This is a genomic window from Streptococcus mitis, assembly GCF_005144795.1.
Classification (GTDB): Bacteria; Bacillota; Bacilli; order Lactobacillales; family Streptococcaceae; genus Streptococcus; species Streptococcus mitis_BB.
The window spans coordinates 98,563-121,579 of the sequence record NZ_SWFJ01000008.1; the positions used below are offsets into that span (position 1 = coordinate 98,563).

The following is a 23,017-nucleotide window of genomic DNA, read 5'->3' on the forward strand; positions in this document are numbered from 1 at the left end:
AATTTCTCCAACTTACTAAATATTTAAGTCAATAACTTCCGTACTACCAAACAACAAACTTCTTTGCTTATTTTTTATCCGCCAAGCATTACCATGATTCTTACCAGCATACTTGCCCGATGGAGTCGTATAGCCACGCCAGTCATATGTAATTGCGCCTGATTTTATCAAAGAAAGAAAAGTCATAAATTGTGGTGAGCGAGTTAACTCCGCTTCAATATACTTGAATTGACCTACTTCACCGTCCATTTTAGATTCAACTTTCACCCACAAAGTAGCCGGGTGTTTTTTATGCAATTCTTCCTCTAATGCTTTGAATGTCCAAAAAGCAGCTAAGATAGTCTTCTTATTTTCTTGTTTTCGCAATTCAACAATATTAACTCTATCATTAACTTCCAGATAAAAACCCTGATTATTTTGAGGATTTTCTTCTGAACCTATTGTAATATATAAACTCTTATATCCTAAATGCTTATCTGAATCATAACCATATAAGCGAGCAAATGCTGACACTCTACTTCTATCATTCGTTTCAAACTCTGCAACAGGTGTTCCTTCAAAATCTGGGCGTAGGGTAAATAAGGTATCTAACGTTTTGGAGGATTTTGATTTTAGCTCAATAATTCCTTCAAAATCAGCTTCTTGACTGTTATTGGTTTTAATTCCCAAAAGTGACTCTAGAGTATCCCCGGCATCCTTAGGTGCAATCTTACCTACACCTTTTGAATTTCTATGAAAACCTTGTCTTGCTATGGCTTTAATCTGTGGAATTAACCTATTTAGTGAATCTTCAACTTTATCTTGTCCAAATAGTTCTATAATAGTGCTATTTTGAGGAATGCTATGTGTAACATTAAATAATGTAAGTTCTTTTTGATTATTTACGGTTATATAAATCAAGTCGTTTACATGGATTTGAGATGACTTAATGAACTCTCCCAATCCAGATATCCAAAATCGCTCATCGCCTCTTTTATTGGCTTTATAGAAGCTTATTTTCACTTCATGTTGCTGGTCTTCCAATACAAGATTAGCCATTAAATAAACTTTGTCAGTCAATTTTTCGAAATCCAATAAATCATTATCTAACAACAACTTCCTTAAAAAACCATTTGCATCGATAATACTTTTACTTAACATAGTTTGCGTCAGTCTGATAACAGTATAATCATTAGAATTATACTTATGTATAGCGTTGATAACTTCTAATTCGTCGTCATATGGAATAAATTGCATTAGTTTTCTCCTCTCTTAAATAAATCAGCCAGTGAAACTCCCATTTCATCTGCAAGACTTTCTATTGTTGAAAAATAAATATCTGAATATTTACCATTTACAAGATTGCTTATAGTAGACTCTCTAACTCCATCTGAAGTACTCAATGAAAATTGATTCCATCTTCTCAAATATAGCTTGATATTTTGTATAAGAATATTTTGATATTCCTCCACAGAATTAGAAAAAAATTCTTTGGAAGCACTTATCTTGTCGGTTCTAATCAAAAGTTCTGGAAAATTGATTGATAAAGCATTAGCAATCACTACCAAGGTTGAAAGTTTAGGACTATAATTAGTATTTGGAGATAATAATTTGTTAATCGTCTGCCTGCTAAGTCCTGTCTTTTTCGATAACTCACTTTGCGATAGTTTACTCGAATAAAGTAATCGCTCAATATTTTCTTTGATATGACGCTCCATAACAATTCTCCAATTATCATTTTCTTTATTTTATAACTTTCAACACAAATAAAATTCACTTTAGTTTACATTTTTACTGGTTTTCTCAAATATTTAACGAATATCTATTATAGGGGAGTAACTCCTGGACTTTTCAATAATTTTCTGATATACTACTAAGGTAGCAAATACAAAATTCGAGGTAAATTATGCCGTATGCAATAGACTTATTCTGTGGCGCTGGAGGATTTAGCGAAGGAATCCTACAAGCTGGATTCGATATTATCTTCTCCAGCGATAAAAGCCCTATGGTAGAAGAAACATATACAAACCGACATCAACAATTAGGCTTAGTTGACGGGGTTGACACTCACTTTGAACTTTCTGATATAAAAGAACTTACTTCTGACAAAATATTTCAATCAATAAACTCATTGAAATATGGAAATATCTTTGAAAGAGGTTCTGTAGATGTTATTTTTGGTGGTCCTCCTTGTCAAGGCTTTAGCCGTCTAGGGAAAAGAGATTCTAAAGACCCTAGAAACATGCTCTTCCACGAATATTTGCGTATCATTAAAGACGTTATGCCGCGTTATGTCGTTATGGAAAACGTAACAGGTATTTTAGATATGCAGATGCTTGACTTTCCAAGCGTACTTGATGATAGAATTTACAAAGGACAGAATTTAGTTCAATCCATTCTTAGAAATGAGTTAGACGAGTTAGGATATACTCTACTTGATGTTCAGGTTCTAAACGCTGCAAACTTCGGTGTCCCACAACAAAGAAATCGAGTTGTATTTTTAGCATACCGTAACGATGTAACTCCTATCGAATATCCAGAAAGTGACAACGATATTCCAAGCGTTACTGTTTATGATGCTTTAGGTGATCTTTATGACGGGGAATTTGATTACGAAACAGATTATTCCGTACAAAGCCGATTAGGAAGAACTCCTAACACTGATGGACAACCTATTATAAATGCTAATCCGTTAAATATGGAATTCTCAAGACATGATGATATTGTCACACAACGATTTTCACTATATCAGCAAGGTGAGAACAGAGCCAAAGCTGCTAATAGAATCCAATTGGAAGGATTGGAATTACAAAGAGATTGCCCAAATCTATTCACAGAAAGTTTATTTCAACTTAATGGTAAAACAAACCAACCTATCATTCTAAAGCAACTAAAAAAGCAAGATTTGCTTCAAGAAAATTTTCAATCTGAAAAATGGCTACAATTGACAAATCGCCAACTAGGTTTATTGTCTATGAATGATAATAACAACTTAAGAAAACACCATATTTTAAAATCACTTGCTCTTAGATTAAAAACATCATTTGAAGATGCTGAACTCTTTTGGAATGAAATCAAAAATCGGTTGAATACAGAAATCACTGAAAATCAATTTTCAAACATGTTGAGAAATGGAGAATTAACTCCTGCAGCAATTGAAGCAATCTTTACTAAAAAGAGTATTCGAGTTCGTCTTAACCAAGATACCGTTTCCCCAACCATGGTAACATTACCAGATGACTATATCCACCCATTTTTTAACCGTGTGTTGACTGTAAGAGAAATGGCGCGTCTACAATCATTTGACGATAGTTTTATATTTCTAGGAAAACGTACTACTGGGGGCGATAAGCGAGCAAAAGAAACACCTCAATTTACTCAGGTAGGTAACGCTGTCCCACCGTTGCTAGCTAAAGCAATTGCTGAACAAGTCATGATAGCAATAAATAAATAACAATATAGATAGAGACTTGGGGATTCTCCCCAAAATAAAATAGAACCATCAGTCCAAAAGTGTCATTCTGACCTTTACTGATAGTTCTATTTTTACGATAGTGTGTATACACTATCTGAGCTCGCAAAGACCTGAAATCATATTTTTAGGTCAATTCTAAATTTCCCGTGCCAGACACGGTGGCTGACATTGTCAGACCACCATTTCATCGGAAGAACACAATAAGAAAAAGAGGTCCGAGCCTCTTTTTTAGTTTATCTATATCCTCACCTGTCTGTCTTCTGACCTCTGGCCTGTGACAAACATGGTAAAGGTTGCTTTGCAGACATTTCTGCCTTCTTGATTGGTAATATCGACATCCACCACACAGGTTGTGCGACCTTGATGGACGCATTCTCCTTTAATGGTCAACACGTCGTCGAGTTTTCCTGCTTTAAGGTAGTTGATAGAGGATTGGAGTGTCACTCCATCAAGCCCCAAAGATATGACCACCAAACCGCTGATCTGGTCGCAAAGGGTAAAGAGATAGCCACCATGGGCATTGCCATAGTAGTTGAGCGACGAGTCCACTACTTTGGTCGTCACCACAACGTGACCATCTCTCATTTGTTCAATTTCGTAATTTTCAAAGGCAGATATAGCATCAAAATGAAAATCTTTCATGGTTTCCTCCTGATATTTCAAACGACACTATGATACTACTTTTTATAGGACTGTGCAAGGAGAAAGCTCCTAGTCTGGCAAAATTCCGACCTGCTCCACAAAGTGCATAAAGGCCGCCTGTCCCTGCTCTGTCTGCTTGTAGACTCCTGCATCCTCAAGTACACGCGCAAAGATAGCCCCCACAGAGTCCTTGACGATTTCAAGGGCTTTCTCTTTATCTGTTAGGTCTGGATATTGGGCTCTAAGTTGATCTGCCCATTCCTGATGATAATCGGCAACTGTAACAGCTTCTCCTACAAGATAGCTAGCGACTTGCTCCACTTCTGCTTTCAGACGTGGTGGCAAGATTGCCAAGCCCATGACCTCAATCAAGCCGATATTTTCCTTCTTGATATGTTGGACATCCTTGTGGGGATGATAGATGCCATCAGGATGCTCTGGCGATGTCTGATTGTCTCGCAAGACTAAGTCCAACTCAAACTGTCCATCGCGTTTACGGGCAATAGGTGTAATGGTATGATGCGGTGTCCCATCAGTCTCAGCCAAAATCTGCACTTCAGGATCTGAATACTGGCGCCATTCCTGCAAAATCTTGTCAGCTAAGTTGATCAAATCTTCTTTGGAATCCGAAGTCAAACGCAACACTGACATTGGCCACTTGACAATCCCAGCCTTGACCTGCTCAAAACCAGTAAAAGAGAAAGTCTTTTGCAAGGGAGCCAATTCCATAGGAAATACGTGACGGCCTCCCTGATAGTGATCATGAGTCAGAATAGAGCCACCCACAATCGGCAGGTCGGCATTAGAGCCAGCAAAATAGCCTGGAAACTGCTCTACGATAGCTAGCAGACGCTCAAAACTCTGACGACTAATGGCCATGGGGCGATGCTGACCGTCTAAGAAAATACAGTGCTCATTAAAGTAAGCATAGGGCGAATACTGGAAGCCCCATTCCTGACCAGCCATTTCAAAACGGATAATCCGGTGGTTGCTGCGAGCTGGGTGGTTAACTCGACCATGGTAGCCCTCATTCTCTAGACAAAGCTGACACTGAGGATAATTACTAGCTTGCACCAACTTGGCTGCCGCAATCTCTTTGGGATCCTTTTCAGGCTTAGAGAGGTTGATGGTAATTTCAAGTTCACCGTAATCAGATGGAACACGATAAGCAATATTTTTAGCAATGGCCTTGAGTTTGATGTAGTCATTTTTCTGACTGAGTTGGTAAAAGTCCGCAATTGCCTGTTCGGGAGATTGGGCATAGGTTGTCCAAAAGTCACGATTGACCTGACTTGGACAAGGGGTCACCAAGTCCATCAATTCAGCACCAAGGATTTCACGCGCAGCCTGACTATCCTCAATCGTCTCTAATCGAACGGCTTCCTCAACCAGCTGGTCCTTGAGGTCAATCACTTTATCCAGATCCGTCTCAACTTCCAAAACACCGTCTCCCACTCGTGCCAAGACACGATTGGTCAGGTAGATTCGATCCATTTCCTCAAATGAACTTTCAGAAATGACATGTGTTACAAATTTATCTACTAAGGTCACCATAAAGCCTCCTTTTGACTAGTCAAGGACGCGAGTGCCACCTGCAACTTCAGCGATATAGAAACTTGGAGCGTATCCAACTACTTCCTCGTAGTGTTTGCCTACAGCTTCCTTAAAGGTATCAACAGCATCTTTTTGCACCAAGGCAATGGCACATCCGCCAAAACCTGCCCCTGTCATACGAGCACCGAGAACTCCTTCTTGTGCCCAAGCTGTGTGAACAAGAGTATCCAATTCCAATCCAGTCACTTCATAGTCATGCTCAAGAGAAACGTGAGAAGCATTCATCAAACGACCAAATGTTTCTAAATCTCCTGCTTGGAGGGCTGCTTGAGCTTTGAGGGTACGTTGATTTTCAAGCACTGCATGACGAGCACGTTTCAAACGATTTTCATCTTTAATCAGATAGCTGTATTGGTCAAAGGCCCACTCATCCAATTCACCCAAGGTCTGAATATCTAAGGCTACTTGCAATTCTTCCACTGCTTTTTCACACTCAGCACGACGTTCATTGTATTTAGAGTCCGCCAATTCACGGCGTTTGTTAGTATTCATAATAACAACGACATTGTCCTTCAAATCAAGTGGTACCAAATCATACTCTAAGGTGTTGGTATCAAGGTAAATAGCACGTTGGTCTGCACCCATACCGATAGCAAACTGGTCCATAATACCAGAATTCACTCCGATAAAGTTGTTTTCTGTTTGTTTTCCAATTTTAACCAAATCCAAACGGTCTAGTTTTAAATCAAAGAGATGCTCTGCCACGACTCCTGTCAAGAGTTCAAGGGATGCTGAAGAAGACAAGCCAGCACCATTTGGAATATTTCCATAAACATAGAAATCAAAACCTTTGTCAATCACATGCCCAGCTTCTTGCAAGAAATAAAGAACCCCTTTTGGATAGTTAGTCCAGTTGTGCTCTTTTTCAAACTTGAGGTCAGCGAGAGGCACTTCAATAATACCCTTGTCCTCAAAGTTAGCTGAGTAGAAACGCAAGACTTGGTCGTCACGCTTACGAGCTGCACCGTAAGTTCCCAAGGAAATAGCAGCTGGAAAAACGTGCCCGCCATTATAGTCCGTGTGTTCACCAATCAAGTTGATACGACCTGGTGAAAAGAATGTTTGGTCTGCTTCTTGACCAAAAACAGCAAGAAAGTCTTTACGAAGCGCTTCAGCAGTAAGATGTTGTGTCATATGATTTCTCCTTTTACTGTCCGTTAAGTCACCTTAACGTGTAATCGTTTTCTTCTATTGTATACAAGGGATTTCCCAAGGTCAATCCCTTTTACTAAAATTTTACTAAACTATCAGTAAAATGCAGAAAAATATGATATACTAATCTAATCAAGGAGGATTTATGGCTACCTTAAAAGACATTGCACAGTTAGCCTCTGTCTCTATCGCGACCGTATCCCGTGTCCTCAATTGCGATCAGAGTCTATCTGTTACAGAAGAAACCAGACACCGTATTTTAACCGTTGCTGAAGAGCTGGGCTACACCAAGCACCTCAAGACAGGCGAGTCCCACAAGCCCAAGCAAAAGATTGCCATTATCCAATGGGTCAGCGAACAAGGGGAGCTGGACGACCTCTACTACTACCAGATTCGCCTAGGCATAGAAAAAAGAGCCCAAGAGTTGGACTATGATATCTTGCGCTATTTTAATGACCATCCTTTTACCCTGAGCGAGGAAGTGATTGGGATTCTCTGCATCGGAAAGTTTAGTCGAGTTCAGATTTCTGCCTTTGAGGAATACCAAAAGCCTCTTGTCTTTCTAGACAGTGATACACTTTCCCTAGGACATACCTGTATTATCACGGATTTTTACACTGCCATTAAACAGGTTGTCGATTATTTCCTCAGCCAAGGACTTGATCGTATCGGGATTCTAACAGGCCTTGAAGAAACAACCGACCAAGAAGAAATCATTGAGGACAAGCGTCTGGAAAACTTCAAAAACTACAGTCAAGCGAAAGGAATTTATCATGATGAACTGGTCTTTCAAGGAAGCTTTACCGCCCAGTCTGGCTATGACTTGATGAAGGAGGCTATTCAGAGTTTGGGAGACCAACTCCCACCAGCCTTTTTCGCAGCCAGCGATAGTTTAGCTATCGGTGCCCTCCGTGCCGTCCAAGAAGCTGGAATCAGTCTGCCAGACCGCGTCAGTCTTATTTCCTTTAACGACACCAGCCTGACCAAGCAAGTTTATCCTCCCCTCTCCAGCATCACCGTCTATACAGAGGAAATGGGGCGAGCAGGCATGGATATTCTTAACAAAGAAGTACTCCACGGTCGCAAAATTCCTAGCCTGACTATGCTGGGAACCAGACTGACATTGAGAGAGAGTACTCTGCCATAACTCCACAAATTAAACATGACAAAAAATCCTAATAGAGAGTCTCAAATCTCCATTAGGATTTTCTTTTTTAGTCCATCACAATCATAGACTTAATGGTCTTACGTTCATCCATATCTTTGTAGGCTTGGTCGATATCTTCCAGTTTATAACTTGAAGTAAAGACGCGACCTGGATTGATATCACCATCAAGGACGGCTTTTAGTAAGAATTGCTTATCGTATGTTGTGACAGAAGCTGGACCACCACCGATTATTGTATTTTGACCAAAGGTTGAGCCAATGGTTCGATTTTCATAGTGCGGTACGCCAACAAAGCCCATGCGACCTCCATTATGGAGAACACCTAGCGCCTGTTCTACAGCAGCCTCCGTACCAACACATTCAAGTGCTGCGTCTGCTCCGCCACCGAGAATTTCACGCACCTTGGCAATTCCTTCTTGACCACGTTCAGCTACAACAGCTGTCGCACCTGACTCCAGAGCCATCTTTTGACGATCTTCATGACGGCTCATAAGAATAATTTGCGATGCTCCACGCATTTTAGCTGCGATGACAGCACATTGACCAACAGCCCCATCACCGATGACAACAACCTTGTCACCTTTTTGAACATTTGCAACACGCGCCGCATGATAGCCTGTTGGCATGACATCCGCAAGAGTCAAGAGGGACTTGAGCATACCTTCGCTATAATCTGAAGGTTGACCAGGGATTTTAACCAGCGCCCAGTTTGCATAGTGAAAACGGATATACTCAGCCTGAAAATCGCCTCCCAAGTTATTACCAATATGATTGTCGCAAGAACCGTCAAAGCCAGCAAGACAGGCATCACACTGACCACATCCATGTGTAAACGGGACAATGACAAAATCACCTGGCTTCACCGTCGTAATGGCTTCCCCAGTTTCTTCGACAATCCCAATCGCTTCGTGTCCACTATTTTTGTGTCCAGCTTTCGTTTCTGGATTACGGTACCTCCACAGATCCGATCCGCAAACGCACGCGCGAACTACACGAATAATCACATCATCTGCGTCTATAATTTGCGGACGTTCAATGCTAGCAAGTCCAACCTGCCCTGCCTTTGTATATACTGCTGATTTCATTAACATATCCTCTCCATTTTTACTAGTTTAAGTATACACTTTTTATTATGCTTTCGCTCACTTATACTACACCTCATCAATGATGATGATTTTGATCATGACTTGCTTCTAACTCTGCTATATTGCGCTTATGTGCTTGGTGAGTTTCTAGGTCGGCATCAACTTCAATAGTGATGTTTTGAAATCCACAATCTTTTAGCAAGTTTCGTATGAATTCTTTACAAGTTTCCATCTGTTCAATTTCTTTTAGGCAAACATGAACAATGGCATTTTTTTCCAAACCATCCATAGTCCAGAGATTAAGCTGGTTAAGGCTAGCCACATTGTCTAATTCCTCTAAGTCACTCATGACTTGCTTGATATCGACACCTTCTGGCACAGCATCCAAGAAAATCTTGAGTGTGCTCCAAAAGCGAGGAATGGCTTTGATTAAAATGAAGATGGAAATGACAAGCGATAAGAGCGGATCAAGAATATACCAATCTGTAAATCGAAGAACAATTGCCATCAGAATGACAGCCAACCAACCAAGAGTATCTTCTAGAAAATGCAGACTCAGAATTGACTCGTTCTTTGTTTGTCCCTTTCGGACCACAAGACTAGCTAATACATTGATAGTAACCGCAATCATTCCTAGCCAGAGGATACCTTCATCATTAACGGGCTGTGGATTAAAAAGTTTAGTTGTATTTTCCAAAATCACTAGGATGGATCCTGTGATAAGAATCACAGCAGTCACTAGTGCTCCTAAAAGACTAAATCGCTTGTAACCCAAGGTGTACTGCCTATCTTCTTCTCTATTTGAGATTGTTTCTAGAAAGGCCGATATGCCAATGGCTATAGCATCTCCCAAGTCATGGACAGAATCAGCAAGAACAGCACTCGAACCAAAGATTCCTCCTGCGATAAACTCAACAATGGCATAGCTTAAATTTAAGAAAAAAGCTACCCAAACAGTATATTTTGCCTTCATCTTTCTCATTCCTTTGTTATAATAGATTTATGAACACCTTGTTCATTATCATTATCCACTAAAACTCAAAGAAAGGATAGAAGCAAAACGTCAGCTTTATTCAGTTCTGAACAATTTGCCTCAAGTGTCCATATGACTAACATTGACCGCCGTATCAGTAAAACAAAAAAAGCCATCTATCAAGCTTTTCTACAACTTTTGAACGATAAGAGCTACGAGTCTACTACGGTTCAGGATATCATTGATCTCGCAGATGTGGGACGATCCACCTTTTACTGTCACTATGAGAGTAAGGAACTACTTCTGGACGAACTTTGTCGCGACCTCTTCCATCACCTCTTTGAAAGAGAGGAGTCCATTTCAACCGAGGATTACCTCGCCCATCTCTTTCTTCACTTTCAAAAAAACCAAGACCATATCACCAGTCTACTATTTTCAAAAAATGACTACTTCCTCCGTCAACTCCATAAAGAGCTAGAACACCATGTCTATTCCCTGATGACTAATGATTTAAAAGAAGCTCACCCTAATCTACCTACTTCTTACCTCCAACACTTAGTCGTGTCCAACTTTGTCGAGACATTGACCTGGTGGCTCAAAAAAGGACAAGACTTTACAGACCAGGAAGTTGGCCAATTTTATCTAGACCTTCTCATTCCTAAAAATTGAATAGCAAATAGAGCTCAGTTGCCTTATTTCTTGGTTACTGAGTTTTTTACCTTTTCAACAACAAAAGAGGACCCGCCGATCCTCTTTTTCATAATATAAAATCCTTTATTATCAACTCTATCTGTTTTATCCCAAGACTTAAAATAGTACTTTTAAACATCTTTCCCTAGTTAGGTAAATCAGTATTCTGCTTAGCAGCCTTGCTCCACTGGTACCAACCAACTAGACTGTTAATGAGATAAATCAAGTATTTCCCTTGGATTTGCAGGCTTTCTCCCTACCAGAGATAGATTGAAAAGACATTAGTAGCAGCCCAGAATATCCACTGTTCACGGTAAACAGCTGTCATGAGGATTTGCCCTACACCATTGAATGGGAACAGCGTAAGTTGGGAGACGAAGTTCGAATAGTGATGGGACAGTCTCCTAATTCAGAAAATTATACTGATGATCCTAATGGGCGCTAAAAATGCGAAGACCTATGAAGACCTATTTTGTATTAGTCAAACAAAAAATCCAAAAGAAATGGTATATGATTATGACCATGAAACAAAGTAAAATCAAACCGAGTGATCTGAGGAAGCACCCGATGATCATGAAACGTTATTAAACACAAAAGTCACCCATGTGAGTTCTTGCCAGAAGCTGAAGTTAATCCTTCAATCTGGAAAACTCGCAGAGGTGACTTTTTCTATACATCTCGATTTTTCTGGCAATAATCATTAACCGATAAATATGTCTGTGAATCACCCAGCGACTCCGCTATGTCCATAATCCGCGGTGGTAGTAATCCCACTCGCTGGACAAGTTCGTGATTGCTGAACAATTCCCGTGGACTGCCGGCGAAGCCAAACTTCCCGTGTTCCATAACATACACCGACTCAAACTCGGCGGCGACCCAATCCATGTCATGGGTGATGGTCACAACTTGGTGGCCCGAATCAGCCAACTGATGGAAAATTGCGGTCAACTTGCTCCGGCTTTCCCAATCAAGCGACATCATCGGCTCATCAAATAAATAAATCTCCGGATCCACTGCCAAAACAGTGGCAACACTCAACAGCTTGCGTTCCGACAATGACAGGTCATATGGACTTTCAGCTGTTTTATCATCCAAGCCAACTCTTTTTAGAGCCGCTAAAGCCCGCCTCGTAATCGTGTCGCGGTCATCCATGACCTGCGCGACATTCCACTCCACCTCTCGTTGAACGGTCGGGTTGAAAAGCTGATCGTCAGGATTCTGAAAAGTAATCCCAACCTTCAGTAACTTTTCGACTGGTTTAAGATCATTAAAATTTTCTCCATCGATCTTAATCACACCGGTTTGTGGTGTCAGCAAGCCCGTCAACAATTTGAAGAGCGTTGATTTGCCGGCACCATTTTGGCCGACAATCGCCACCATCGGATCGGCGAAGTGTTTGTCTTCAACATCCAAGCTAAAGGACCGTTCCGGATAAGTGAACGTCAGGTGGCTCAGTTCAATTGTGGGCATAACGAACCTCCTTCAGATCAGCGTAATTCACCGGATACCGGCCATCAGCCAAGTGCCAGTCCATTTTTTGAGCAAGTTGCTGGATTGTCGGGGCTGGAATCTGCCAGTCAGCTGCCAAATGATTAAACACCTCACCCGGCCTGCCCTGGGCTACCATTTGACCCTCGTGCAGCACCCACACAAGGTCGGCGACTTCGCATAAATCGTCAATTTCACTGGTGACAATGAAGACAGTCGTCTCTTTGACTTGGGCCAGCCATTGGAAAAATTGCCGGCGACCAAGGGGATCCATCTCACTGGTCGGATCATCCATAATCAAAACAGCCGGATTAGCCACAATCGCCGTGGCAATTGCCAACCGCTGGATCTGACCACCGGAAAGGCTCTCGGGACGCAAATTCAGCTGTTCAATCAACCCCATTTGCGTGGCAACTTCTTCAACCCGTTTTTGAATCAGTCCTTCAGCCATTCCCTGATTAATCAAGTCAAAGGCGATTTCATCGGCAACCGTGTCTGCCAACCCGCTTAGTTGGCCAGTTGGATTTTGCAGTACAACTCCATTCATGGCATTATAAACGGGCCAATTATCGGACACTCGCTGGCCAAACATGTGCCAATCGCCCTCAATCTCAGCAGACACAATTTTGGGAATGACCCCTGCCAGCACACGGCACAAAGTCGATTTGCCGGAGTGGCTATTCCCGATAATCCCAACCACCTGGCCAGTATGAACCTCCGCGTTAATCTGACGCAGTTGTGGTTGCTCAGTACCTGGATAACGGGTGGTCAAATTTTCAATTACAATCCGTTTATCTTCGTCCATATCTTCCACCCAATCAATAAAATTGCCAATCCAGTCAGACCAATGTGCAGCGTCCGCGATAGGCGATACACGCGCTGGGAGGTTCTGACCGTCCGGTTGAGATTATCAAAACCTCTCAGTTGGAGAGAAATCGACCGCGTCATCGATTGATCCAAGGTCTTAATCACCAATGGAATTAGAACCGGCAGGACTGACTTTAATTTCTGAATCAACGTTTTTTGCGGATTGGTTCCGCGAACTTTTTGTGCCTGCTGGATTTTCCGCATATTGCGCATCATTTCCGGCAAAATATAACACACCGACATCAGAACGTAGACGGTTTTATAAGACAATCCGGACAGTTCCAAATAGGCCGCGTTTTCTGAAATACTCGTGGTCACCATAAAAAAGCCACTGGTCAAAATAATCACCAATACTCGACAACCCAGAGTGGTGGCGTAAATCAGGCCTTCTTTGTAGAACGACACCCCAAGCACAGAAAACAGCACAGTTTGATTCCGACTGTAAAATAACCCTTGGATGATCAGCATGGTGCAAATCAGAAACAGGCTGAATCCCAGCGCCTTAAAGGTGGTAGAACTCAATTTGGAAAATAACAATAGCAGTGTTGCGACAAGAATTAATCCGGCCTGAAGCAATAAATTCATACTGGCAAAGCTCAACAACGTCATGTCCAAGATGAACAAGAGCTTAGTAATCGGATCGATCACCTGGTACCACTTGAGCTTGACCCGTGGCGCTCCAGAAATCAATGTTTTATCAGTCATCATTTATCATCGCTAAAGAAGTGCACCATCCGCTTTGGCAGCTGACGATAGATGAAGAATGCCAGGTAGGCCACGCAGACTTTATCCAAAATATCCAAGACAAACTCATCGGTAAATGAGGCCAGCCACACTGGTACATGATTGGCGACCATTACCGCAAACAATGAGTCACCCCAAGCGATACCGGTCTGACCACCCCAAAAGATGACGTTGAGTGGCGTTGAAATGACAGCTGAAACGATGGCAATAATAATAGCAGAAACAAATACTCGTCGCGCTGACGAGAACCACCCATTGGCGTGCAAAACTCCGACAGCAATCCCAATTCCGATGCTGGTAATCGCATACACGGTTGAAATTGGCGATAAGGTCAGCCCATAGATCACGTTGTTGATGAAACCACTAATGGCACCGGCAACCGGCCCAGCCAACATTGTCTGAGCAGTTTTCTATATGGTCGTTTAACAAAGTTGAGTTTGACATTTTCAAACTATTTCTTCAACAAACCTTGTTCTTGTAGAAACTCCTTGGCTACTTGTTCTGCTGACTTGCCTTCAACACCGACTTGGTAGTTGAGCTGGCTCATCTGGCTTTCTGTAATCTTACCAGCCAATTTATTAAGAACAGTTTCCAATTCTGGATGTTTCTTGAGAAGAGATTCTTTCATTAGTGGAGCCCCTTGATAAGGTGGGAAGAGTTGTTTGTCATCTTCCAATACCTGTAAATCATAACGTGCCAATTCCGCATCGGTTGAATAGGCGTCCGTGATTTGAATATCACCTGACTGAATTGCCTGATAGCGAAGAGCTGGCTCCATGGTCGCCACATTGAGATTGAGACCGTACATTGATTGCAAGCCCTTATTGCCATCTTCACGGTCATTAAATTCGAGTGTAAAACCTGCCTTCAGCTGCCCTTCCACTTTTTTCAAGTCCGAAATGGTCTTCAAGCCATATTCTTGAGCAATTTTTTTCGGAACAGCTACAGCGTAGGTATTTTGATAAGACATGGGTTTGAGATAGGCTAGATGATCCTGTTTGGCAATGCCATCACGCGCCACCTGATAAACCTGCTCTGGCTCATGACCCACTTTCGGTGATGGTTGAAGCAGACTTTCAGTCACCGTACCAGTAAATTCAGGATAGATGTCAATATCGCCTTTTTTCAGAGCTTCGTAGAGGAAACTTGTCTTACCAAAATTCGGTTTAACAGTCGCAGTCATACTGGTATTTTCTTCAATTAGCAACTTATACATATTGGCCAAAATTTCTGGTTCTGGACCCAATTTCCCAGCAATAACCAAGTTTTCTTTCTCTTTTTGAGCCAAAAGAGCTGGACTATAAGACAAACCAAGCAATATGGTCACCAAGGCAAAACCAGAAAAAATCGTCCGCAATTTTGCTTTTTCCATCACTTTTAGTAGGAGGTTAAAGGCAATGGCAAGCACTGCAGAAGAAAGGGCCCCAATCAAAATCAGACTGGCATTATTACGGTCAATTCCCAAAAGGATAAAGGAACCCAGCCCCCCTGCACCAATCAAGGCAGCCAAGGTTGCTGTACCGATAATCAAAACCGCTGCCGTCCGAATCCCAGACATGATAACAGGCATAGCAAGTGGAATTTCAAACTTCTTGAGTCGCTCCCACCTAGTCATCCCAAAGGCAATCCCAGCCTCTTGCAGACTCGGATCAATTCCTTTCAGCCCAGTGATGGTATTTTGTAAAATCGGAAAGATCGCATAAATCACTAGAGCTGTCAAAGCCGGCAAGGTTCCAATTCCCATCAAGGGGATAAAGAGCCCTAACAAGGCCAGTGACGGGATAGTCTGGAAAATCCCTGCAATCTGCAAAACCCAGTCCGCCATCTTTTCATGATAACGAAGAAATACCGCTAAGGGGACTGCAATAAAAATAGCTAGTAACAGGGTCAAAAGCGACAACTGCAAATGTTGAGATAGAGCTGTCAACCAATCACTAAAACGATCCTGAAAAGTTGCAATTAAATTAGTCATGAACACTACCTCCAAACAAGTCTGCTACAAATTCTGTGGCAGGAGCTTTTAAAATGGTCTCGGGATTCGCTACCTGGCGAATTTCTCCATCCTGCAAAACAGCAATACGATCCGCCAACTTCAAGGCCTCATCCGTATCATGGGTTACAAAAATAGTTGTCATCCCAAACTCTTTATGCAATTCTTTAGTCAGAACCTGCAACTGTTTTCTCGAAATAGCATCCAAGGCTGAAAAAGGCTCATCCATGAGGAGAATCTTAGGCTGACCAATCATAGCACGAACAATTCCAACCCGTTGCTGTTCTCCACCAGATAATTCACTAGGCAAACGATGCCCATACTCAGCTACTGGCAAGCCAACCTTAGCCAAAAGCTCTTCTGTTTTCTGAGCAATTTCTTCCTTAGTCCATCCCTTCATTTCAGGAATCAGGGCAATATTTTCCGCGACCGTTAGATTAGGAAATAGAGCAATGGCCTGTAAAACATAACCAGTAGAAAGACGAAGTTCACGCTCATCATAATCTTTGATGCGCTTGCCATCCATATAAATATTTCCATCAGTTGGTTCCAAGAGGCGGTTGACCATCTTGATCATGGTCGTCTTACCTGAGCCAGATGGCCCAACTAAAACCATAAACTCGCCATTCTCAATCCGTAAATTAACATCTCTCAAGACATCTTTTTCTGTGTAACGTAAAGCTACATTTTTGTATTCAATCATTCTGTATCCTCAATTTAAAACTTGCCTCGATTGGTCAATTCTTCTACCCTAGGCATAACTTCTTTATTATTCCAATGCTCCACAATTTTCCCGTTTTCTAGACGGAAGATATCGTACTGGGCATAAGCAACTCCACCAATCTGAGTCCGACCATAGCTAACCACTTAGTTTCCTTGTCCTAAGAGTTGGAAAACAATCAAAAGTGGCCTTTACTTATAAACAGCTAATTTGCTCCATTTTAAACCTCATTTTCCTTCTCTTTCAGATTAGCCAAAATTCTTTCTTGAAAGGCTTCAAACTGACGAATTTCTTCCTCTGAAAATCCTTTGTAAAAGATAGTATCCAATTTCTGACTGACACGATGCCCCACTTCTTTCTGAGACTCCCCCAACTCTGTTAAAACTAAATACTTCTTACGCTTATCTTCTCCACATGGACTAACGGTTACAAGATTTTGTTCCTCAAGCTTTTTTATCATCGTCGTCAGAGTATTATTAGCAAGTCCAGTCGCCAAAACAATATCTGTCGCGGTTGCGCAGCCAGTTTCACTATTCCATAAAACCGCTAAAATCTTTCCCTGTTCACTCCGATAAAGAGCTTCAGGATCTTGGCTCAGTAACTTCTGAAAAATTCGCCCATTCAACAAACGAATATGATGGGCTAGCAAATGACTATCTTTCATAACACCTCCAATTTATTTCTATATCGAAACGAATGAAATAATTGTAACACTCATTATTCCAACTGTCAACTATTTCGATTTAGAAATAATTTTCCCCAGTAAAAAAACCTCCTACCCAAGGTAGGAGATTTCAATCTTATAAAACTTAATCCGTCATGTCCGATACCAACGTTCGATGTTCCAATGGTAGACTGCACATAACTAGCAAGAAAATAAAACCTGACTGAATCCAGAAGAGGGCTAAGTCAAAGATTCCGTGTACAGCAACCACTGTAAGGAAAGACAGATAAAGACCGATAATCGGGCGTTTCCCCGACTCCTGACTCATATCCATCATCAAGCGAACAGGAGCAACAGAAGACAAAACTAATAAAATAGTCCCCACAACTCCGTAACTAAGAATCGTATCAATATAAAGACTATGAGCATGTTCATGATAAGGAGCATTTATTCTAGGATAAGAGTGCATATAAGTCAATGGCCCTTCACCCCAGAAAGGATTTTGCTTAAATAAGGCCATCCCAGCATCCCAGATAGAAATGCGTTCTTCCATAGAAGAGTCTAAAGTCCCCATCCGAACTCCTAAATCACTGGAAAAGAGGAAACTCAAGCCAATCGCAAAGACCCCTATACTAAGCCAAAAGGCCTTCCAGTTTTTAATGGTCGTAAAGAGATAAATAATGGCTCCAGCGATAATAGCAGGAAAGGCAGTTCGATTTTGCGTAAAGTTCAAACCAAAGAGATTCACAAAGCCTGCAAACACACAGAATACTTTCAACCAATTCAACTTGGTCGTTGTAAACAGATAGAAAGCAATCATGATACAGAAACAACAAATAATACCATAATAATTAGGATTAAAGAAGGTCACTTCTGCACGATTCTGATGCCACACCTGCATATTGGGTGAAAGAAAAGCATAGTTGAATTTCTTCACAATTTGGAAATGCTCTAAACTCGCAAAAGCAGCTGACAAGACGCTACCAAACAAGACGAGCTGCAAAATCAATCGAAAGAATTTATGTGATAAAATCGACTGATAATGCAAAAAGAAAACAGTAAATAGAAAAATTCCTACTGAAGCCACAACTCCCATCCAATTTTGTGCAAAAACGGATATAACAGTACTATAGCCAAGAAAAAGAAGCAGCATCGGATGCTCCCCCATTTTCTGAAGAATACTTTTCATGTCTCCTGTAAAAATCAAACTAATAATATATAAACAGAATACAACTACAAAAAGATAAAAGGGTAAAAAGATACTCAGGATAATTCCCAATAAAATCAGCTCTTTACTAGACAACCCTTTCAGCTTTTCAATAAAGCCTATTGATTTCAAAATGAATCCTTTCTCTCCAAATCAACTGATTCAGATAATAGTAAGCTACCCTATATTGTACCACTTTTTTAGCGATTTGAAAACAAAGGAAACGTTTCCCTAGGTAAAAAAGCGAGCAAAAATACTGAGATTTCAAAACTCAATCTTAATGATTGCATTTTCTCTAAGAAAATCATGCCGTAAATAGTAGGCATATGTTAAAATAGTAGTAATAAAATATAGATTAGGCGCAACTATCCAAACTAGATTCAAATCATATACTATTCTTAAAGAAAGGCAACACTATGAAATCCTACCAAGCTGTCTACCAAATCCTATCTAAAGAAACCGACTATATCAGCGGAGAAAAAATTGCAGAAGAACTATCCCTAAGCCGAACATCAATTTGGAAAGCAATTAAAAGACTAGAACAAGAAGGCATTGAAATTGATAGCATCAAAAACAAAGGATATAAACTGATGAATGGTGACCTTATTCTTCCAGAGATTCTAGAAGAAAATCTTCCAATTAAAGTCAGTTTTAAACCCGAAACAAAATCAACACAACTGGATGCAAAAGAAGCAATTGATTTAGGAAATGAAGCAAACACCCTCTATCTAGCTTCCTATCAAACAGCAGGGCGAGGCCGTTTTCAACGTTCCTTCTACTCACCACAAGGTGGTATTTATATGACACTCCATCTTAAACCAAATCTCGCCTATGACAAATTACCATCCTACACACTACTTGTAGCTGGATCTGTCTACAAAGCCATTAAGAACCTAACTTTAATAGATGTCGACATAAAATGGGTCAATGATATCTACCTAAACAATCATAAAATTGGAGGAATCCTTACTGAGGCAATGACGTCTGTAGAAACAGGCCTAGTCACAGATATCATTATTGGAGTAGGAATCAACTTTACTATTAAAGACTTCCCCCAGGAATTAAAAGAAAAAGCTGCTAGTCTATTTAAAGCACCAGCACCTATAACCAGAAATGAATTAATTATAGAGATATGGCGTGCTTTCTTCGAAACACCAGCAGAAGAGCTATTATACCTATATAAAAAACAGTCATTCGTCCTAGGAAAAGAAGTTACTTTTACACTAGATCAAAAAGACTACAAGGGACTTGCTAAGGACATCTCTGAAAGTGGTAAACTTTTAGTTCAATGTGATAACGGAAAAGAAATTTGGCTAAATAGCGGAGAAATTTCACTAAAAACTTGGAAGTAATAGCGAAGTTATACAATAAAAAATAAACTATATAAAAAGTCTCTATAACATTTGTAGTGGGTAAATCTCCTATGAATATTATGGAGCCTATTTTATTGTAGAAAAAAGTCCCATAAGATCTATAATGAAAAGCAACCAAACCATTATTAGAAAAAATAATATAGAACAATTACATTTTATCACAAAACTACTCGATATCAAAGACTCAAATATCCAAATTATAGATATCATCAATAAGGATACACACAAGGAAATCATCGCTAAACTGGATTATGAGGCTCCACCTTGTCCTGATTGCAGAAGCCAAATGAAGAAATATGACTTTCAAAAACCGTCTAAGATTCCTTACCTTGAAACAACTGGTATGCCTACTAGAATTCTCCTTAAAAAACGCCGTTTTAAGTGCTATCAGTGCTTGAAAATAGCGGTCTCCGAGACCGCCCTCGACAAGAAGAATCACCAAATCACTCGTATCGTCAATCAAAAGATTGCTCAAAATCTGATTGAAAAGACTTCTATGACCGATATTGCCCATCAGCTGTCCATTTCAACTTCAACTGTCATTCGCAAACTCAATGACTTCCGTTTTAAGCATGATTTTTCTAGCCTTCCTGAGATTATGTCTTGGGATGAGTACACTTTTACTAAGGGAAAGATGAGCTTCATTGCGCAAGATTTTGAAAAGCTCACTATCATCGCTGTTCTTGAAGGTAGAACACAAACTGTCATCCGAAATCATTTTCTTCGATAGAGCCGTTCGTTGTCAGGTGAAAATCATTACTATGGATATGTTTAGTCCCTACTATGACTTGGCTAAACAGATTCACTTTCGAATTTCTAGGTTCAGGCTGAAACAGTCTCCCAGACTATTTCACTCCCGAATATTAAAATAGTCCTAGATCACTTTCACCCTTCGTTATTATATTTCTAAACTTAGTCTAAAACAGTCCACTGGACTGTTTTACTCCAACACTTAAGCCGTGCTATGATTCGTGTACGTGTCCAAATTATGAATCAATTTGAACGAAAATCCCATGAATATAAGGCTATTAAGCGTTACTGGAAGCTCATCCAACAGGATAGTCGTAAATTGAGTGATAAACGTTTTTATCGCCCTACTTTTCGTATGCACTTAACCAATAAAGAGATTCTTGACAAGCTTTTGAGCTATTCAGAAGACTTGAAACACCACTACCATCTCTCTCAACTCTTGCTTTTTCACTTCCAAAGTAAGGAGCAGGAGAAATTTTTCGGACTCATTGAGGACAATCTAAAACAGGTTTATCCTCTTTTTCAGACTATCTTTAAAACTTTATCTCAAGGATAAAGAGAAGATTGTCAACGCTCTTCAATTACCCTATTCTAACGCCAAATTGGAAGCAACGAATAATCTTATCAAACGCAATGCCTTTGGTTTTCGGAACTTTGAAAAGTTCAAAAAACGGATTTTTATCGCTCTAAACATCAAAAAAGAAAGGACGAAATTTGTCCTTTCTCAATCTTAGCTTTTCTTCAACCCACTACAGTTGACAAAGAAGCAAGAAAAAAGAGAGTTATAAACTCTCATTTAAACGGAGAATAAGGGATTCGAACCCTTGCGCCAGTTACCCGACCTAACGATTTAGCAAACCGTCCTCTTCAGCCTCTTGAGTAATTCTCCTATTAATGGGCACGAGTGGACTCGAACCACCGACCTCACGCTTATCAGGCGTGCGCTCTAACCACCTGAGCTACGCGCCCAAGTTAAAAACTTGGTAATTTGAACAAAGTTCAAAGCGGGTGACGAGAATCGAACTCGCGACAACAGCTTGGAAGGCTGTAGTTTTACCACTAAACTACACCCGCATAAATACTATAAATAAAAATGGCGCGAGACGGAATCGAACCGCCGACACATGGAGCTTCAATCCATTGCTCTACCAACTGAGCTACCGAGCCTTATTGCGGGAGCAGGATTTGAACCTACGACCTTCGGGTTATGAGCCCGACGAGCTACCGAGCTGCTCCATCCCGCGTTAATACAAAAGGAGGATGTGGGATTCGAACCCACGCACGCTTTTACACGCCTGACGGTTTTCAAGACCGTTCCCTTCAGCCGGACTTGGGTAATCCTCCATATTATTTAAATGGACCTTGTAGGACTTGAACCTACGACCACTCGGTTATGAGCCGAGAGCTCTAACCAGCTGAGCTAAAGGTCCAACAAGATCATTATAGCGGCGAAGGGGATCGAACCCCCGACCTCCCGGGTATGAACCGGACGCTCTAGCCAGCTGAGCTACACCGCCATGAATCGGGAAGACAGGATTCGAACCTGCGACACCTTGGTCCCAAACCAAGTACTCTACCAAGCTGAGCTACTTCCCGAGTTAAAAAGAAAAATGCACCCTAGAGGAGTCGAACCTCTAACCGCCTGATTCGTAGTCAGGTACTCTATCCAGTTGAGCTAAGGGTGCTCATTAGTTTATGCCGAGGACCGGAATCGAACCGGTACGATCGTTACCAATCGCAGGATTTTAAGTCCTGTGCGTCTGCCAGTTCCGCCACCCCGGCCTCTCTAAGCGAACGACGGGATTCGAACCCGCGACCCCCACCTTGGCAAGGTGGTGTTCTACCACTGAACTACGTTCGCACTGTTTTCTTCTATCTAAAAATGCCGGCTACATGACTTGAACACGCGACCCTCTGATTACAAATCAGATGCTCTACCAACTGAGCTAAGCCGGCTCATTTATTATTTCTTAATGCGGGTTAAGGGACTTGAACCCCCACGCCGTTAAGCGCCAGATCCTAAATCTGGTGCGTCTGCCAATTCCGCCAAACCCGCATATATGACCCGTACTGGGCTCGAACCAGTGACCCATTGATTAAAAGTCAATTGCTCTACCAACTGAGCTAACGAGTCTAAAATAACTTCCGTTATCTTAAACGGTCCCGACGGGAATCGAACCCGCGATCTTCGCCGTGACAGGGCGACGTGATAACCGCTACACTACGGGACCTATGGGAGTTAACGGGATCGAACCGCTGACCCTCTGCTTGTAAGGCAGATGCTCTCCCAGCTGAGCTAAACTCCCTAGAGCTAAGCGACTTCCATATCTCACAGGGGGCAACCCCCAACTACTTCCGGCGTTCTAGGGCTTAACTTCTGTGTTCGGCATGGGTACAGGTGTATCTCCTAGGCTATCGTCACTTAACTCTGAGTAA

At 41.3% G+C, this 23,017-nt stretch carries 18 protein-coding genes, 17 tRNA genes, 1 rRNA gene and 4 pseudogenes; 5 read left to right on the plus strand and 35 right to left on the minus strand.

Annotated elements, in window-relative coordinates; translation table 11 throughout:
- Positions 1 to 15: 15 nt before the first annotated feature.
- Both FBF73_RS06850 and FBF73_RS06855 read right to left on the minus strand, forming a co-directional pair.
- Positions 16 to 1,236 (minus strand): MvaI/BcnI family restriction endonuclease, encoded by a 1,221-nt coding sequence (locus FBF73_RS06850; protein WP_125411644.1) that lies wholly within the window; start codon positions 1,234 to 1,236, stop codon positions 16 to 18.
- Entirely contained in the window at positions 1,236 to 1,697 is a 462-nt protein-coding gene (locus FBF73_RS06855; protein WP_033683155.1) for a helix-turn-helix domain-containing protein, read from the minus strand. Before FBF73_RS06855 ends, FBF73_RS06850 begins: the two co-directional genes overlap by 1 nt.
- Before the next feature lie 188 nt (positions 1,698 to 1,885).
- Between FBF73_RS06855 and FBF73_RS06860 the strand changes: the two genes are divergently transcribed.
- Positions 1,886 to 3,433, plus strand: coding sequence for a DNA cytosine methyltransferase (locus tag FBF73_RS06860; protein WP_125411645.1), 1,548 nt, complete (start codon positions 1,886 to 1,888; stop codon positions 3,431 to 3,433).
- 258 nt (positions 3,434 to 3,691) lie between these two features.
- Here FBF73_RS06860 and FBF73_RS06865 read toward each other — a convergent pair whose 3' ends face one another.
- The 3 genes from FBF73_RS06865 to FBF73_RS06875 form a co-directional block, all read right to left on the minus strand.
- A complete protein-coding gene (locus tag FBF73_RS06865) occupies positions 3,692 to 4,096 on the minus strand; it encodes a PaaI family thioesterase (RefSeq protein WP_000651223.1) in 405 nt (134 codons plus the stop codon).
- A 69-nt stretch (positions 4,097 to 4,165) separates the two neighbouring features.
- Positions 4,166 to 5,647, minus strand: coding sequence for a UDP-glucose--hexose-1-phosphate uridylyltransferase (locus FBF73_RS06870; protein WP_136937351.1), 1,482 nt, complete (start codon positions 5,645 to 5,647; stop codon positions 4,166 to 4,168).
- Positions 5,648 to 5,665: 18 nt separating this feature from the next.
- The gene (locus FBF73_RS06875; RefSeq protein WP_136937336.1) at positions 5,666 to 6,844 is read right to left on the minus strand and encodes a galactokinase; all 1,179 of its coding nucleotides are present in this window, start codon (positions 6,842 to 6,844) and stop codon (positions 5,666 to 5,668) included.
- A gap of 163 nt (positions 6,845 to 7,007) precedes the next feature.
- Between FBF73_RS06875 and galR the strand changes: the two genes are divergently transcribed.
- Entirely contained in the window at positions 7,008 to 8,009 is a 1,002-nt protein-coding gene (galR, locus tag FBF73_RS06880; RefSeq protein WP_136937337.1) for a DNA-binding transcriptional regulator GalR, read from the plus strand.
- A gap of 67 nt (positions 8,010 to 8,076) precedes the next feature.
- On the opposite strand, the gene FBF73_RS06885 is transcribed toward galR, so the two are convergent.
- Both FBF73_RS06885 and FBF73_RS06890 read right to left on the minus strand, forming a co-directional pair.
- Positions 8,077 to 9,114, minus strand: coding sequence for a zinc-binding dehydrogenase (locus FBF73_RS06885; protein WP_136937338.1), 1,038 nt, complete (start codon positions 9,112 to 9,114; stop codon positions 8,077 to 8,079).
- 76 nt (positions 9,115 to 9,190) lie between these two features.
- Positions 9,191 to 10,087, minus strand: coding sequence for a cation diffusion facilitator family transporter (locus FBF73_RS06890; protein ID WP_169435192.1), 897 nt, complete (start codon positions 10,085 to 10,087; stop codon positions 9,191 to 9,193).
- 132 nt (positions 10,088 to 10,219) lie between these two features.
- Here FBF73_RS06890 and FBF73_RS06895 point away from each other — a divergent pair, with 132 nt between their 5' ends.
- Positions 10,220 to 10,756 carry a TetR/AcrR family transcriptional regulator gene (locus tag FBF73_RS06895; protein WP_033681430.1) on the plus strand — a complete coding sequence of 179 codons (537 nt, stop codon included), beginning with the start codon at positions 10,220 to 10,222 and terminating at the stop codon, positions 10,754 to 10,756.
- Positions 10,757 to 10,922: 166 nt separating this feature from the next.
- Here FBF73_RS06895 and pnuC read toward each other — a convergent pair.
- From pnuC to FBF73_RS06950, 10 genes and pseudogenes are all read right to left on the minus strand, one after another.
- Positions 10,923 to 11,126 (minus strand): annotated as a pseudogene (pnuC, locus tag FBF73_RS06900) (nicotinamide riboside transporter PnuC); the annotation flags it as partial.
- A 320-nt stretch (positions 11,127 to 11,446) separates the two neighbouring features.
- Positions 11,447 to 12,247 carry an energy-coupling factor ABC transporter ATP-binding protein gene (locus FBF73_RS06910; protein WP_136937340.1) on the minus strand — a complete coding sequence of 267 codons (801 nt, stop codon included), beginning with the start codon at positions 12,245 to 12,247 and terminating at the stop codon, positions 11,447 to 11,449.
- Entirely contained in the window at positions 12,234 to 13,070 is an 837-nt protein-coding gene (locus tag FBF73_RS06915; protein WP_136937341.1) for an ABC transporter ATP-binding protein, read from the minus strand. The genes FBF73_RS06910 and FBF73_RS06915 overlap by 14 nt, the downstream gene beginning before the upstream one ends.
- Positions 13,046 to 13,837, minus strand: a complete 792-nt coding sequence (locus FBF73_RS06920) for an energy-coupling factor transporter transmembrane component T (protein WP_000130448.1) — start codon at positions 13,835 to 13,837, stop codon at positions 13,046 to 13,048. The genes FBF73_RS06915 and FBF73_RS06920 overlap by 25 nt, the downstream gene beginning before the upstream one ends.
- Positions 13,837 to 14,274, minus strand: a pseudogene (locus FBF73_RS06925) (ECF transporter S component); the annotation flags it as partial. The gene FBF73_RS06920 and the pseudogene FBF73_RS06925, both read right to left, overlap by 1 nt.
- A gap of 53 nt (positions 14,275 to 14,327) precedes the next feature.
- Positions 14,328 to 15,848 (minus strand): ABC transporter permease/substrate-binding protein, encoded by a 1,521-nt coding sequence (locus tag FBF73_RS06930; protein ID WP_136937342.1) that lies wholly within the window; start codon positions 15,846 to 15,848, stop codon positions 14,328 to 14,330.
- Complete coding sequence (locus FBF73_RS06935; RefSeq protein WP_000575238.1) at positions 15,841 to 16,569, minus strand: ABC transporter ATP-binding protein; 729 nt, start codon at positions 16,567 to 16,569, stop codon at positions 15,841 to 15,843. Before FBF73_RS06935 ends, FBF73_RS06930 begins: the two co-directional genes overlap by 8 nt.
- A gap of 14 nt (positions 16,570 to 16,583) precedes the next feature.
- A pseudogene (locus FBF73_RS06940) lies at positions 16,584 to 16,763 on the minus strand (polyketide cyclase); the annotation flags it as partial.
- A 44-nt stretch (positions 16,764 to 16,807) separates the two neighbouring features.
- On the minus strand, positions 16,808 to 17,251 hold the full coding sequence (locus tag FBF73_RS06945) for a MarR family winged helix-turn-helix transcriptional regulator (protein WP_136937344.1): 444 nt from the start codon (positions 17,249 to 17,251) through the stop codon (positions 16,808 to 16,810).
- 145 nt (positions 17,252 to 17,396) lie between these two features.
- Positions 17,397 to 18,590, minus strand: a complete 1,194-nt coding sequence (locus FBF73_RS06950; RefSeq protein ID WP_136937345.1) for an O-antigen ligase family protein — start codon at positions 18,588 to 18,590, stop codon at positions 17,397 to 17,399.
- A 284-nt stretch (positions 18,591 to 18,874) separates the two neighbouring features.
- Here FBF73_RS06950 and birA point away from each other — a divergent pair, with 284 nt between their 5' ends.
- On the plus strand, positions 18,875 to 19,810 hold the full coding sequence (gene birA / locus FBF73_RS06955) for a bifunctional biotin--[acetyl-CoA-carboxylase] ligase/biotin operon repressor BirA (RefSeq protein ID WP_136937346.1): 936 nt from the start codon (positions 18,875 to 18,877) through the stop codon (positions 19,808 to 19,810).
- 160 nt (positions 19,811 to 19,970) lie between these two features.
- Positions 19,971 to 21,315: pseudogene (locus tag FBF73_RS06965) on the plus strand (transposase).
- A 67-nt stretch (positions 21,316 to 21,382) separates the two neighbouring features.
- Here FBF73_RS06965 and FBF73_RS06970 read toward each other — a convergent pair.
- From FBF73_RS06970 to rrf, 18 genes are all read right to left on the minus strand, one after another.
- A tRNA-Ser gene (locus FBF73_RS06970) sits at positions 21,383 to 21,470 on the minus strand.
- A gap of 6 nt (positions 21,471 to 21,476) precedes the next feature.
- A tRNA-Ile gene (locus FBF73_RS06975) sits at positions 21,477 to 21,550 on the minus strand.
- A gap of 34 nt (positions 21,551 to 21,584) precedes the next feature.
- Positions 21,585 to 21,655 (minus strand) — tRNA-Gly (locus FBF73_RS06980).
- Between the two features lie 20 nt (positions 21,656 to 21,675).
- Positions 21,676 to 21,748: transfer RNA gene (locus tag FBF73_RS06985), tRNA-Phe, on the minus strand.
- Positions 21,749 to 21,751: 3 nt separating this feature from the next.
- Positions 21,752 to 21,825: transfer RNA gene (locus FBF73_RS06990), tRNA-Met, on the minus strand.
- 10 nt (positions 21,826 to 21,835) lie between these two features.
- Positions 21,836 to 21,925 (minus strand) — tRNA-Ser (locus FBF73_RS06995).
- A gap of 12 nt (positions 21,926 to 21,937) precedes the next feature.
- A tRNA-Ile gene (locus FBF73_RS07000) sits at positions 21,938 to 22,011 on the minus strand.
- A 13-nt stretch (positions 22,012 to 22,024) separates the two neighbouring features.
- Positions 22,025 to 22,098 (minus strand) — tRNA-Met (locus FBF73_RS07005).
- Positions 22,099 to 22,103: 5 nt separating this feature from the next.
- Positions 22,104 to 22,177, minus strand: a tRNA-Pro gene (locus FBF73_RS07010).
- A 15-nt stretch (positions 22,178 to 22,192) separates the two neighbouring features.
- Positions 22,193 to 22,266: transfer RNA gene (locus tag FBF73_RS07015), tRNA-Arg, on the minus strand.
- Positions 22,267 to 22,277: 11 nt separating this feature from the next.
- A tRNA-Leu gene (locus FBF73_RS07020) sits at positions 22,278 to 22,363 on the minus strand.
- 7 nt (positions 22,364 to 22,370) lie between these two features.
- Positions 22,371 to 22,442, minus strand: a tRNA-Gly gene (locus tag FBF73_RS07025).
- 22 nt (positions 22,443 to 22,464) lie between these two features.
- Positions 22,465 to 22,537 (minus strand) — tRNA-Thr (locus FBF73_RS07030).
- A gap of 18 nt (positions 22,538 to 22,555) precedes the next feature.
- Positions 22,556 to 22,637, minus strand: a tRNA-Leu gene (locus tag FBF73_RS07035).
- 5 nt (positions 22,638 to 22,642) lie between these two features.
- Positions 22,643 to 22,715 (minus strand) — tRNA-Lys (locus FBF73_RS07040).
- 24 nt (positions 22,716 to 22,739) lie between these two features.
- Positions 22,740 to 22,812: transfer RNA gene (locus tag FBF73_RS07045), tRNA-Asp, on the minus strand.
- A gap of 2 nt (positions 22,813 to 22,814) precedes the next feature.
- Positions 22,815 to 22,887, minus strand: a tRNA-Val gene (locus tag FBF73_RS07050).
- 4 nt (positions 22,888 to 22,891) lie between these two features.
- Positions 22,892 to 23,007 (minus strand): 5S ribosomal RNA (gene rrf / locus FBF73_RS07055).
- Positions 23,008 to 23,017 lie beyond the last annotated feature (10 nt).